8 protein-coding genes and 1 pseudogene are annotated in these 14,862 nt (G+C 39.1%); 3 read left to right on the forward strand and 6 right to left on the reverse strand.

Features of this window, described 5'->3' with window-relative positions; translation table 11 throughout:
* Positions 1-120: 120 nt before the first annotated feature.
* The 5 genes from AC5JMF_RS22200 to AC5JMF_RS22220 form a co-directional block, all read right to left on the reverse strand.
* Complete coding sequence (locus AC5JMF_RS22200) at positions 121-948, reverse strand: DUF928 domain-containing protein (protein WP_495797880.1); 828 nt, start codon at positions 946-948, stop codon at positions 121-123.
* Positions 949-973: 25 nt separating this feature from the next.
* Entirely contained in the window at positions 974-3,328 is a 2,355-nt protein-coding gene (locus AC5JMF_RS22205; protein WP_495797881.1) for a CHASE2 domain-containing protein, read from the reverse strand.
* A 133-nt stretch (positions 3,329-3,461) separates the two neighbouring features.
* The gene (locus AC5JMF_RS22210) at positions 3,462-6,218 is read right to left on the reverse strand and encodes a two-partner secretion domain-containing protein (protein ID WP_495797882.1); all 2,757 of its coding nucleotides are present in this window, start codon (positions 6,216-6,218) and stop codon (positions 3,462-3,464) included.
* A 152-nt stretch (positions 6,219-6,370) separates the two neighbouring features.
* Positions 6,371-7,171, reverse strand: coding sequence for a hypothetical protein (locus AC5JMF_RS22215; protein ID WP_495797883.1), 801 nt, complete (start codon positions 7,169-7,171; stop codon positions 6,371-6,373).
* Between the two features lie 410 nt (positions 7,172-7,581).
* Positions 7,582-9,249 carry a calcium-binding protein gene (locus AC5JMF_RS22220; RefSeq protein WP_495797884.1) on the reverse strand — a complete coding sequence of 556 codons (1,668 nt, stop codon included), beginning with the start codon at positions 9,247-9,249 and terminating at the stop codon, positions 7,582-7,584.
* Positions 9,250-9,478: 229 nt separating this feature from the next.
* On the opposite strand from AC5JMF_RS22220, the gene AC5JMF_RS22225 reads away from it, so the two are divergent.
* From AC5JMF_RS22225 to AC5JMF_RS22235, 3 genes are read left to right on the forward strand one after another with little or no spacing between them, the layout of a single operon-like run.
* Complete coding sequence (locus AC5JMF_RS22225) at positions 9,479-10,672, forward strand: sigma-70 family RNA polymerase sigma factor (RefSeq protein ID WP_495797885.1); 1,194 nt, start codon at positions 9,479-9,481, stop codon at positions 10,670-10,672.
* Positions 10,673-10,689: 17 nt separating this feature from the next.
* On the forward strand, positions 10,690-11,847 hold the full coding sequence (locus AC5JMF_RS22230; RefSeq protein ID WP_495797887.1) for a DUF1822 family protein: 1,158 nt from the start codon (positions 10,690-10,692) through the stop codon (positions 11,845-11,847).
* A gap of 60 nt (positions 11,848-11,907) precedes the next feature.
* Positions 11,908-14,505, forward strand: coding sequence for a CHAT domain-containing protein (locus AC5JMF_RS22235; RefSeq protein WP_495797886.1), 2,598 nt, complete (start codon positions 11,908-11,910; stop codon positions 14,503-14,505).
* Positions 14,506-14,545: 40 nt separating this feature from the next.
* On the opposite strand, the pseudogene AC5JMF_RS22240 reads toward AC5JMF_RS22235, so the two are convergent.
* Positions 14,546-14,862, reverse strand: a pseudogene (locus AC5JMF_RS22240) (Uma2 family endonuclease); the annotation flags it as partial.

Below are 14,862 nucleotides of genomic sequence, written 5' to 3' on the forward strand. Positions count from 1 at the left end.
GAGACTCTCAACTCTATTATGGAATGTATGCTCAACGAATAACCGAAAAAGAAAACGATACACGGTAAGTCAATTTCTTTATAGGGTTCTCACCCTGCCCCTTTTCCTCTTTTTTTAGCATTACTGAATCACGCTTGGTTGGCAGCAATTAATCAGAGGTTGGTTAGCTAGTTTTTCTAAACCAACAGAATTTAGCAAACTTATCCATTTTGCCAATAAACTCTCATCTTTAGTATTTGCAAAGCGCAATTCTGCTAAAGTCATCAGGGCGTCGTACCAAATACCATTTGCGGCATATAGTGTAACCTTTTGTTGAGGTGTTGCTTGTTTGAGTTGTTCAGTTAAGGCTGAATTTTGGCTCACCCGTTGTACCCAACCCTCAACGTAATCTAGCGTAATAGGTTGTCGTGGATTGCATTTGACTTTTACTTTGAAAAACCACTGATACATTTTTCCTATTTGTAATGGGGTAGTTGTAGGTAAATCAACTTTAATAATACCGGGAGATGCTGGCGGTGTCAGAAAACTTCGGTATAGGGTTTGACTTTGATTATTTGTTTCTTCTTTGAGTACAAACTCTATGTTAGCAATAGATGATATTTTATAAGGAACAAAAAATAAGAAATAAGGATGTTCTAGGTTAGTTAATCCCCAAACTTTGGTTATCGGAATGAATTCTTCTTTCCTTTGGCTAACAGTTTGCTCATACATCGGCACTAATGCAGTGATTGTTTGATTGTCTATACTGCATCCATGACTACGACTGGCAGTTCCTCCTCTTGTACCTGCTGCACCTCGGTCTGGTGGTGGGGGTGGTGGCGTAAATTTTATCGACGCAAAATGAGTTGGAATTGGCAGGGCTTGAAGTTGCATATGGTAAAACATGTTACTAATTAATAACATTCCCAATGCTGTGCTGAATTGAATTTTTTGCTTGTAAGGTTTCATTTTTAATTTGTAATTAAGATAAGTTTTAATTATTTTTGTTTGGCTGAGAATTAAAATAGGCTACTAAAATGACAGCATTACTTGCTAAAGCGATCGCCGCAGGTACTAAAGGAATCCAACAGCCGTATAGTATTAATAATATTAAGCAAGTGCTGTATAAACCACAAAATGCGATCGCTATTCCCAAAGCTACATAAGTAGTTTGTCGCAGATAAGCAACAACTAAGCCCCCAATTATCGCCCAACCCCAAACCCAAATTCCTTCAACCCATACAAACCAAGTCCATAACAGAGGTCGTCCATCCAAAGCTGCACTTAGCAATTGGCTGACCATGTGTGCTTGCAAGAAGACTCCGGCTATTTCTTGGGAGTTGCCTGTAGAAAAGACGTAGGGTGTTAAGTGATAATCACGAAAACTTTCGGCTGTCGTGCCAATTAGAACTATGCGGTCTTTGACTGCGGCGGCTGATAGTTGACCTGCTAGTGCTTGTTTTAAAGTAATATTGGGGGCGATCGCTTCTAAATTCTTCAAGGAGCGGTAATTGAGTAAAATTTGATGTGATAGGGCATCGATTCCTTGATAACCTCCTGTATGAGCTTCTATTGGGTGAAATGTGAGTTTGCCTAGTTGCCATGCACCATTAGGACTAAATTGCAACTGAATTCCTTCGCCATATAAGTATCGTAATGCCAACTGCACATTTAAGGCGTAGGGTGCAGCACAAGGAGACGAGGGAGGAGGGGTTGAAGCTAATAGATGACGCCGCACCACATTATCTGCTTCTATAACGGTATTACTAAAGCCCAAAGCAACGGGGGAAACTTCTGGTGGTGATTTAATACCTGGTTTTTTGGTTTGAGGATCACTAAGTTGACATACTGCCACAAAGCGATCGCTTTTTTTCATTCGTGCTGCCAACTGTGGATAATCTTTTTGTACAGCATAATCTCGGTATATATCCAGACCGATAGCTCGTGGTTGGGATGCCTCTAATTTTTCTAATAACTTAGCAAGAGACTCATCCGATAAAGATCCCCGTCTTTGTGGAGATTGTGCTTGCACATCTTCTTCAGTAATATTAATTACTAATATGCGAGAGTCTGGCTTTTCCTGGGGACGCAGACGTAGTAAATGGTCAAACGCCGTTAATTCCCATGATTGCAGTAAACCCAAATACCGCATTCCCATCAATAATATTGTTATACCTACACTAGTAAGCAACACCGCCAACCAAGCAAATCGATGGTTGATGTTTGTCTTAGGGGTGTGCGCTAAAGACGATATTTGAGGACTGCTATTATTAACGTGTAATTCTTGCCATAACAGAGGTGTTGTTGCTGGATTTTGATAAATTACAGGCAACCAACTAGCGCAGGGAAATTGGCTTTCCAGCCCTTGCAAACGCTCTCGTGCTTCTCGGACTGCTGTGTATAAAGACTCACCACGAGCCAAAGCTTCTAAAAAATACTTGAGAAATTCCTGTGCCACCCTATCAGGAACAGGTTCTCGCATCACAATTATTTGAGGTATCTGCAAATCTGCAAACTCTCGCGCCAAGCCTAAACCATCACAAGAGTTAAAAATTGCCAGGTGCAAACCTCGTTCTACTGCTCTTCTTAAAGCATACTTTAACTGGCTAATTGTTAAACTTTCAGTTTGGTTAATATAAAACTTTCCCCCTTCACCACTTTTATGAGTAGAACTATGGCCAGCAAAAAACAAAATCTGCCAATCTTGCTGCCATAATTGATCAGTTAAGTCTTTACTTGACGGTTCAGCTAATAAAGTAGTATTTGCGTTAGGTAACTTTTCTAAAATATTACTATCTGCTTGAATATTAATTCCCTCACTATTACCTAAAACTGCTAGGATTTTCACCTGAGATTTGGGTAAAAAATTGTGGCTTACCTGTTCATAACTCAGCGCACTCAGAGCAATTTCTGCTTGGGGATAACGTTCCAGCAAATCCCACAAATGCCAAGGCAGCTTTTGCAATCTTAAATCTTTAGTTTGTAAAAGTACCCGGATTTGATCTTCAGGTAAAAGTTTTTCTAACCATTTTTCGCGGATAGGACGGAAAGAATTTGCAAGCAACCAATTATTCAAGCAAACTTGCAAATTATCGGCCGCTTCTTGGCAATCTTTCAAAGGAGAGGTTAACGTTGATTTTTTAGGTAAACCGATAGGACGACCAAGAAAGTCTAAGTTAAGATAGATTGATTGCCAATGATGGTAGCAAAGAAAAATTTCTGTATTTGATGGTAACTCACCAGTAATTTCTACAATAGGACGGGCATCTTCAGCACCAATTTGCAGCGTTACAGGAAACCCCACTTCAAAGTTGCCTATTCCAAAGTTTAGAATTACTAGTTTATTCACAGTAAGAATTTATAATTATGATTTAATACACGCAGAAAGATTTAATTTTTATTATCGTTAATTAAGTAGGTTTTCTCTAATCAATCCTCCTCTCTGTGCCTCTGCGCCTCTGCGTGAGATTTTCACACATTTATTAGCAACGCCCAGTAATAGAAGCAGACAAACTCCGAGGTGTGATATTTGGTACTTGAGCGACCAAAGATACAGTACCATTTTGATCCATAACCCAGCCTTGCGCTTCAACTATTTCAGGTACTGGAGATTGAATATTTACATTGCTTTGTTGTTTCTCATTGAGTGTATCTAATGTTATCCACCGTGCCGTTGGTACTTCTGCTTGCAACGGTTCCATAGGGCTGCGTGCAATTCCTCCGCGCCCTGTGATGGTGAAGGAACTACGACTAGCGAGACTTCCAGGGTTGCAACTAGAAACAATTTGTTGTGATGCATCTGTTAAGTTTTGAGGTAACTGTACTAAGCCGCGACTGGGGTCTACGTCTGGTGTATTAATTGTGACTGTACCTGTTAAACCAAACTGAGAAGTAGCATCTATATCATTGGTGTTATTTGGTGGAGTTGATGAGCGTTCTGTTAGATTAAAAATTCCACGAGCATTAATATTGATATTGCCTCCTTGCCCTTGAAAGGCATTGGCGACAATATCATTATTTTGATTTGGGAAAGCGACAATAAAACCATCTGGTGAGTCAATGGTAATGTTACCACCGTTGGCATTATTAAAAGCTTGGGCAGAAATTAGACTTTGATTTTGCAGTGTTAACAGTTTTAAGTTTTCCAGTCTGATATTTGCACCTTCGCCAGCATTGGTTTCTGCTGTCAGTTTCCCTTGATTGAGACGAATAGTGTTGGCATTTGCAGTTAAGTTACCTGCTGTACCTGTACCTATAGCGCTAACAGTAACTTCTCCGCCGTTGCGGACACTTAAAGTTGGAGTGTTAATAATTAAGTTTCCGGCTTTACCGCCTTCTAAAGCTTGAGAGAACAAAGTACTAGGGATAGTTTTGCCTTGAATAGTTCCAGTTCCAACAACATCTACAGATTCGGTAGCGTTGATAGTTAAAGTACCACCAGGCCCTTCACTAAAAGAACCTGCCCTAACTTCTCCTCCATTACGAATTAACAATTGTCTAACATTGAAAGTTGCCGTTCCTCCTTCTCCTAAACCAAAGTTATCTGCTGATATTCTGGCTCCTTCTTCAACAGTCAAACTTCCAGTTGTAATATTTAATTTTCCAGCATCACGAATGGCTCCTTTTTCTGCTGATACAAGAATATTACTCCTACCACGATCCTCTGGTGTTGGTTCGGCTGTCGGTGCAGTTCCACTTAAAAAAATAGAGTCAAAAGCATTAATGGTTAAAACTCCTCCTTTACCTCCACTGCGAGCAGATGTGGAAATCTGCGCTCCACCTAAAACATTGAGCTTGCGAGTTTCAATCGTTAAATTACTGGCATCACCTGTGGCTCCCTTATTAACCTGAGCAAACAGACCACTACTTATTTCATCATCTGGTGTTTTACCCTCCGTTGTTGGTACTCTACCCTCCGCTGTTACTGACTCAAAAGCTATGACTCGCAAATCTCCAGCACGACCTCCACCACGAGTGTCGGTTGATATCTGCGCTCCTCCTTGAATTAGTAGCCGTGAAGTTTCAATGCTCAATGTTCCACCATTACCTGTGGCTCCTTCCTTAACTCTGGCGAATAAACCACTTGGGACAGTTTCACTAGGCTCAGGTAACTTGAGAAATGAGACACCCGATAGTTCAATCGAGTCAAAGGCTTTTACTGACAGATCTACTCCCCGACCTGTACCATAAGTAGTGGTTGATACTTGCGCTCCTCCTTGAATGATTAAACGCCTTGTTTCAATTGTGAGGGTTTTTCCCTCTCCTGTAGCTTTTTTATCTACCTCATTAAATACTGTGGAATCTTCTATTAGCTCTAATTGTTCCGATGCATAAATTTTGAGATTTCCTGGTTGAGCATTAGTTCTTGCTACAGAATTAATCTGACTCCCTTCACTAATGAAGACGCGCCTTCCTTGAATTTGAATATCAGCGCCTTTATAATCACTGGAACCAACATAAGCTGCTTGAGATAAACTAATATCTTGAAAGTTTGAAATATCCTGATAATCTAACACCCAACCTTTGTCTATAGGTGTTAGTTTTACGAAACTGTTACTTGAGACACTTCCTAACTCAATTCTTCCTCCTGGTGTTGTCAAGAAGCCTCCCTCCACAGCTACTTCTCCACCAATAAGTATTAAGGTTTTATTCGATGGCACTTGTAAACCAATAGGATTTTTAGACTCATCTAATAAGGCAGCTTGATTAATAATTTTTCCTGGTGCTTCTCCAAATCCTAAACCTATAGGCGCACTGATAGTAAGAAGAGGAGATTTTTGAGGAACTGTAGCTAGAAATTCAGTTCCATCGGCAAATTTTATTTTACTAGCTGTACTAGCAATAAAAGAACCACCAACATTAAGCGAGGCGTTGGGGCCAAAAACAATTCCATTAGGGTTAATTAAAAACAAGTTAGTTGCAGCATTAGTACGGATTAATCCATCAATAATAGAGATAGATTTGCCTGTAACACGACTAATAATATTCTCAATATTTGTGGCGTTATTAAAGTATGCAGTGCCATTTGTAGGAATAGAAAATTGCTCAAAGCTATGAAATAGATTTTTGCCAACAGTTGTGCCACCCGTAATTTTACAATTTATGCAACTAGGAGGAACAACTGAGTTATCTGGCAATGTTTTATCTGGAATAACTTGTGCTACTGCTTGATTATTGACGAATAAATTATTTAGAATAATTCCACTCAATATATATAGAATAATGAAATAGTAACACATAGATTTCAATAGTGAATACTAGTACAATATTTTAAAGCGATCGCTAGGTTATAAAACAACACTTCTATTTAAAACTTAATACAACTCTACAAAATTACAAAACAAAGAAAAAGTCTAAAACTTCTTCTTGGCTAAAGAAACTAACATGGTTTCTAACTTGTTTGATGTTTAACCTTGCGCTTGATAAACAATATTAAACCTAAAATTCCTAGCACGAGTACACCAGTTTGTGTCTGAGATTCAGGTATGTTTTTGATGTCTTCCTCGAAACTATTTTGTAGAAGAACAGCACCTATATCTTCATATAGTGAACCATCAAAATCAGTTAGAATTACTTTTGCTTTACTAAACAAATTTTGTTGCAAGATATATGTCAAATCATTTTGAGCCTGATTTCGATTAATATCTAAAACTGAGAAGTCTAATCTATAACGAGTAAGCAGCTCGGCTTCGGGAGTTTCTCCTGACTTCAAAATCTTATATTCAATAGTATCGCGACCTCTAAATAAAGGATCGTTGGGAATTAATTCAGCATATAAATCCCCATCATATAATGATCCACTATATGTATAAACCTCTCGTAAAATAAGAAAGCCAGAGCTATCAAAATAATAAGGATCTATATAAGTATAACCACTTGGTTTGCAAACAGCAGGTGGTTCTGAATCTACAAAGCCAAACCTACTACAAGCAGCTGCAAGTCCAAACCCACCCTTATAGTTTTCTATCGCTCCCCGAAAAACGACTAAATTTGGATTAGCACTATCCCTCTCAGGATTTATGTAAACACCATCTCTTGTTGCATTAACTAAGTCAAACTGGATATCAACACTTGCTTCATTTGATCCGGTTACAGAATGGCCATTTCTTGTTCTTCTTTGAGCTACTGCTGTTTCCATAAAGGTTGATGTTACTATTAACGTAGTAGCTGCTAAAGCCATCATTAATTTCATTAGTTTGTCTCCAATATTCGTGCTGCTTAAATGTATTTAGTTTGAAAAAATAACGGACTAGCTTTGATATGAACGCTACTTTGTTTCATTTAAAATTCTAATTACAATTCATCACTCATTGTAATTTTGTGTATTTTTACTTATTTGATAACGTAAAACTCAGTTTTTATTAAACCATGAATATTAGTATTAATACGTTGACCACATAATTTTTTAATAAAAAAATTTACCTGAAGCAGTTTAATTAAGTTCGCTAAACCCGATCGCAGCCCACCACAATTGCAAAATAATTTCAGTATAAACCACAACTTAACCATACAAAGCGATCGCTAACCAATTACAATTGCAGGGTGGGTAATATAATCCACCCATGCAAGTTGTATTAAGCTATGTAAAGGCGATCGCTTAATTTAAAGTATTCCATCTGCACCTAAGAGGAAGCTGGTGTTATCTTGGAAAACAGCTATTAAGTCACCTTTGTAATACAAACTGGTATCCAGCGTTGCCGTACCGACACGATTAATAGTTTTGTCAACTGTGTAATCACTAGCGATACCACCAAGGCGAACTTTATCACCTTCGGGCCACTTGAAGTCAAGGATAGTAGCATATCCCAAGTCGCCATCACCTATGTAACCAACCTCAAAACTAGTTGCAGAAAAGTTATAGCCGAGTTGGAAGGTATCATTACCTGCGCCACCAGTAAGGATATCAAGTTCTTTTAAACTACCGACTTGATAACCATCGAGGTTGTCGGTACCAGCACCACCATCTAAAGTGTCGTTACCCGCTTCACCGTAAAGTTTGTCGTTACCATTACCGCCAAAGAGTTTATCATTGCCAGACCAACCATAAACGGTATCGTCACCATCTCCGCCGGAAACATAATCATCACCAACTCCACCATCTAAGGTGTCGTTGTCAGCTTCACCGTAGAGGTAATCATTTCCATCACCACCATTGATGTAGTCACTACCTGTATAACCATACAAAGTATCATTGCCAGCTTCACCGTAGATATAATCATTTCCAGTCCAGCCATCTACGTAGTCATTACCAGCCCCAGCGAATACAACATCGTTGCCACCTCTGGCGTAAATTGAGTTGTTAGCACTGTTGCCTCTAATAGTATTATTCAGGTCATTACCTGTACCACTAATTGCAGCAAAACCAGTCAAAGTTAGGTTTTCGACATTTGCGCCCAAGGTGTAGCTGATGGAAGAGTTGACGGTATCAGTTCCTTCTGAAGCGTATTCAGTAACTGAGTCAGAGGCATTATCAACATAATAAATGTCGTTACCAACACCACCAAACATTTTATCTCCACCAGAACCACCATCTAGGGTGTCGTCGCCGGCACCGCCAATAAGTGTGTCATTGTCACCTTCACCATAGAGTTTGTCATTACCATCGCCACCCGAAAGGTAATCACTGCCTGTATAACCATACAAAGTATCGTTTCCAGCTTCACCGTAGATATAATCGTTTCCAGTCCAGCCATCTACGTAATCATTACCAGCCCCAGCCAATACAACATCGTTGCCACCTCTGGCATAAATTGAGTTGTTAGCACTGTTGCCTCTAATAGTATTATTCAGGTCATTACCTGTACCACTAATTGCAGCAAAACCAGTCAAAGTTAGGTTTTCGACATTTGCGCCCAAGGTGTAGCTGATGGAAGAGTTGACGGTATCAGTTCCTTCTGAAGCGTATTCAGTAACTGAGTCAGAGGCATTATCAACATAATAAATGTCGTTACCAACACCACCAAACATTTTATCTCCACCAGAACCACCATCTAGGGTGTCGTTTCCAGCTTCACCGTAGAGAGAATCGTTATCTGTCGAACCATAAAGTTTGTCATCACCGTAACCGCCGTAAATGCTGTCATTACCTGTACCGCCATTGACATAGTCATTGTCTGTGAAACCAGCAACAGGGCTTATTGGCCCAGCAAAAATTATGTCATTCCCACCATCGCCGTAGATACTATCATTCCCTGTTTTACCGTCGATGGTATCAGCTACACTAGTGCCGGGAAGATAGTCATTACCAGGTGTACCAACAATATAAGCCATAGTTGTTTTTCCTTCTAGCTTGGAAGTTAAATTTATAGTGAGGTTATTTTTGGTTCACCTGATTTGCACCTAATCTAGTGTGCTTTGTCAGTGAACCTCCTTCTGCGGATTTGTACGACTGGCTTTTGATTTTTATGCACTTAGATAGAAGCTTTTGGGAAAAAATACGGAAAGTGTTGAGATTACGGCATATTAGAAGTAGGTGTAAACTCGCAAATACGAAATTTTCATGCAACCCCGTCAGGGCATTATTGAAATCTTCTCTACCTTTGTGCAATTTGATGCAGACAGGTTCAACGCTTGGGTAACTGATGCCAAACTAAAAAGGAGTATCCAAAAATGCCTAGAACAATTCCCACAACAGGAATCTGAGAATTTCTGGTTGCTTTACTGGTACAAAATATGGCAAATGCAATCTAGTCCTTTAGCAGTGGAACATATTTCTGCTTATTTGCAAGAGGAATGTTATTGGGTTGCCAGAAGAATAGCCTTAAATTTTCCTAGTCAGTTTTCTGTAGCTGATTGTTTTCAGATAGCAATTTGCTGTATTCACAAAATTCTCAAAAATTTTAATCCCAAACATGGAGGAAACTTAAAAAATTACGCTGAATATGCTTTTGAGGGTTTTATTAAAGACTCACTGCGTCTTTGTCGAGAAGTACATATCTGCACCGACTGGGCATTACTACATAAAGTTACTCGTAAACGGCTGATTAATTCTTTACAGAATGCTGGTTTTAACAGTCAAATTGTCAATAACTACGTTTTAGCATGGGAATGCTTTAAGGAACTTTACACCACAGATAACAAAACTATCCGCCAAATGGGGCAACCAAATACTGCAATATGGCAGGAAATTACTTATCTTTATAATCAGCAGCGCTCGAACCAATTGAGTTCACCTCCTGCCGCTATTTCTCCAGAAACTTTGGCAAAATGGCTGAGTTACTGCGCCAAAGCTGTGCGAGATTTTCTTTATCCAAAGTTTGTTTCTGTGGATGCTACTAGTAATGAGCAAGAAACAGGTAATTTACTAGATACATTACCTATAGATTTACAATCATGCTTACTTACAGAAATCATTGCCCAAGAAGAGACTGCAAGCAGACAAAAGCAGCAAACTGAGTTAAACCAAGTGTTAACGGATGTTTTAGCAGCACTGGATATTCAATCTCAAAAATTACTACAGCTTTATTACAAACAACATCTAACTCAGCAACAAATTGCCGAACAGCTAGATATAAAGCAATATCAAGTTTCTCGCCGTCTTACCAGCATCAAACGTTCGTTGCTAACTACCCTAACGCAGTGGAGTGTAAATAGTCTGCATATTTCTGCTGCACCCGTCGTAGTAGATGCCATGAATAAAAGTCTAGAAGAATGGCTCAACAATTATTACAGCCATGTCAACCCCCACACTTAAAATCGAGTCATCTAGCTATGTTTAACCCATCGTTTCCATGTACCATTGATAGTGACTCACTTCTAGAGATTATTCAGATATCCTCGACTGTGGAACATAGCTACTCTACAGCTGGTGGTCGTCAACGTGCTTGGGTTAATCAACTTTGTGTAAATACGTTTTTAACTTGGTTAAAAGAAGAAATTAATCCCAACGCTAGGGTATATCCCAATATGGCTACATTACCAAGCTTTTGGGAATTTGTTAATGGTACAGCAATTACTTGTGATAATTTACGCTTGGTGTTAATTCCTACTTTGGCAATGGATGTAGATGAGTTGCGTGTCCCTCAAGAATGGGTAGATATTTTAGAGTGGGTTGCTGATTATTATCTAGGAGTGCAAGTTAATCCAGACGACGGTTGGATGCGAATTTTTGCTTACACAACCCATAATCAATTGAAAACTACTGGGGTTTATGACCACAGCGATCGCACCTACAGTTTAGAATATGATAATTTAATCCACGATTTAAATGTTCTGTGGGTAACGCGACAGTTTTATCCTCAAGAAGCTAAACGCGCAACAGTTACACCCTTACCATTCTTACCTCAAACCCAAGCAGAGAATTTATTACAAAGATTAGGTAACGCAGATATCAAATTTCCCCGTTTAGAAGTTCCGTTTCCGCTTTGGGGAGCATTATTAACTCATGGTGGTTGGCGACAACGATTATATGAATTGCGTCAAGGATTTACACAACAGGCATCAAATTTACAATGGTTTGAGGATGGTGTTTCAAATTTTGCCCAACAATTAGGTTGGGAAGTACGGCAATTTGCGGTATTGCCTTCAGGAATGAGGAGTCGAGAACCACAAATATCTGTCTTGGGATTATCTCGACAACTACTAATAGTAGACAATATATATGAATTACGTATTTTTCCTAAAGGCAATCCAGAAGAAAGAATTTGGCGCTTTGAATTACGCAGCTTAAATTTGGAAAATCTTATTCCTGTAGGGTTTAAACTCAAATTACTCACTGAAGATTTACAACCATTCACTAACAATGAAGATATAGCCATAACTTCTGTAGAACAATTATACCTTGAAGTGATGCTAGAACCAAATGAAGCGATCGTTTGGGAAATAGAACCTTTACCAGAAGGATATGAGCGAGAAATTTTACGTTTTTAATTTACAACTCTTTCTCTATGTCTTGGCGTGAGATAAAAAAATATTTTGTTATGAATCCCGATGAAAATCTATAAATTATTAGCAAACTTAAAACCAAGAAAATTAAAACTAATTAATTTCTGGCTTCTAGCTTTAGTGACCATCTTAATATGTATTTTAATCACTCCAACTTTAGCAACTCAATATTCTCAAAATACCAAATTCCAAATTACCGAAAGTCAAATATTATATGACACTGGCAGATTTGCCGAAGCAACACAAATCTTGCAGCAAGCATTACAAGAATATCAAGAGCAGGGCGATACACTAAAACAAGCCGTAGTTTTGAGTAATCTCTCATTAGCTTATCAGCAACTGGGTAATTGGCAACAAGCACAAGCAACAATTACTAAAAGTTTAAAATTACAAGGATTTCAACAACAAAACTCTTCAGTAAAGACAATTAAAAACTTAGCTTTATTAGCGCAAAGTCTAGATATTCAAGGACGTTTAAAACTATTAACAGGACAAACAGAACAAGCACTCTCTATTTGGAAACAGACTGAAGATTTGTATACCAAGATAGAAGATAAAAATAGTATTGCTCTGGCACGTCTCTATCAAGCTCAAGCATTACGAACTCAAGGTTTTAATCAGCGAGCTATTGATAAACTAGAACAAGTAAGTCAAACTTTAAACACTCAAGGAGATTCCTTAGCAAAAGTAGCAGTGTTACTTTCTCTCGGCACTACTTTGGAAAATGTAGGAGAATTGGAAAAATCTCACATTGTTTTAGAGCAAAGTTTGGCGATTGCTCAAAAACTAAAATCTTCAATAAATGTTGCTTTAAGTTTACTGAGTTTAGGAAACAATGCTCGTATCCAACAAAAAATTCCCCAAGCGATCGCATTCTACCAAAAAACGGTTGAAGTATCGCCCTCACCTCTCACCAAAGTTCAAGCACAACTCAATTATTTGGGCTTGCTAATAGAAGAAAAAAAATTCCCAACAGCCAAAAACTTAATACCAAAAATTCAATCCCCACTCGAACAACTTCCACCCTCGCGTCCATCAATTTACGCTCGAATTAACTTTGCTAAAAGCTTGACAAAAATTCCAAATTATGGATATTTTCATTCAGCCGTTTTGCTAGCTGCTGCTGTACAACAAGCCCATGACTTGGGCGATATCCGTGCAGAAGCATATGCTTTAGGTAATCAAGGTTACTTGCATGAAAAAATACAACGATTTGCTGAAGCACGCAATCTGACTGAAAAGGCTTTAATTTTAGCTCAAATAAGCAATGCGCCTGAAATTGCTTACCTATGGCAATGGCAACTAGGTAGACTATTAAAAGCCCAAGGTGAAATTACAGGAGCGATCGCAGCATACGATGCAGCAATAGAAACCTTAGAATCACTGCGTACTGATTTAGTAGCAGCAAAGCAGGATATCCAGTTTAATTTCCGAGATCATGTAGAACCAGTCTACCGCGAGTCGGTTGCTTTACTGCTGCAAAATTCTGCCAAAAAAACCGATGTCAAAATATTAGATAAAGCTAGAACTCGCATAGAAGCGCTACAGTTAGCAGAGTTGGATAACTTTTTTCGGCAAGCCTGTCTACAAGGGCAGAAAATACTGTTGGATAAAGTCGTAGACGCAGAAAATCCCAGGACTGCCATACTCTATCCCATTATTCTCCCAGAACAACTCCAGATAATTGTCAAAATTCCTCAGCAACCACTGCACCGTTATCAAGTTAATAAATCACAAGATGAAGTAGAACGTATCTTGGGACAATTACGCGAGTATCTTTTAGAACCAGATAGAACAGAAGAAGTGCAAGCCCTTTCCCAAGAAATTTATAGTTGGTTAGTTAAACCAATTGAAGCTGATTTAGGAACAAGTAAAGTCAATACTCTTGTATTTGTACTAGATGGAGCATTACGAAATATACCACTAGCTGCTCTTTACGACGGTCAAAAATATTTAGTAGAAAAATATGCTGTAGCTCTCAGCTTGGGGCTGCAATTATTAACTCCTAAATCTCTAGCCCAAGAACAATTAAAAGTACTGGCTGCGGGTTTAGTGCAACCACCACCGGAGTTTTCATCATTTCCACCTCTACCAGAAATTAAGTCAGAATTTGACTTCATTGCTCAAACAGGAGTATCTACCACAAAACTCCTAGACAAAGACTTTACCAGCAGAACTCTCGAAAAAAATATTAAAACTGCTCCTTTTAATGTCTTGCACTTAGCAACCCACGGGCAATTCAGTTCTCGCTCAGAAGATACGTTTATCCTCGCAACTGACGGTTCAATTAATGTCTTACAGTTTGATAATTTACTGCGTCGTCAGAGTGAAACCCGCGCACAAACCCTAGAATTATTGGTATTGAGTGCTTGCCAAACTGCCACAGGCGATAATCGTGCTACCTTAGGTTTGGCAGGGGCATCTATTAAAGCAGGCGCACGCAGTACAGTAGCTTCGCTTTGGCACATTAACGATAAATCTACTGCTATTTTAATTGGTGAATTTTACCGTCAATTAGTTGATGTCAAAGTAAGTAAAGCCGAAGCTTTGCGTCGCGCTCAAGTCAAGTTATTAACAAACTACCCTAATTACAGTCGTCCTAGTTACTGGGCACCCTATGTATTAATTGGTAATTGGCTTTAAGCAGCAAAGTGATTTCAAAATGCCATCGCTTTGCTGATTTTTATTCTAAATCGGGTTTAATGCCAAGCGATCGCAGTTGTGCTACCAAACGTTCAGCGCGTTGCTCTTGTTGTTGGGCACGCTGTTCTTGTTGTTGGGCACGTTGCTTTTCTTGTTCAGCACGTTGCTCTTGTTGTTGGGCACGTTGCTCTTGTTGTTGGGCGCGTTGCTCTTGTTGTTGGGCACGCTGTTCTTGTTGTTGGGAGGGAGTCAACATCCAGTTCCCTGCCCCATCATACCAACGTAACCAAGAATGTTCTATGTCTTGATAGCGCCCTTGCCACACACCCAAACCTAATTCTAATTCTGGTATCCAAA

The sequence above is a fragment of the Desmonostoc vinosum genome (assembly GCF_059505385.1).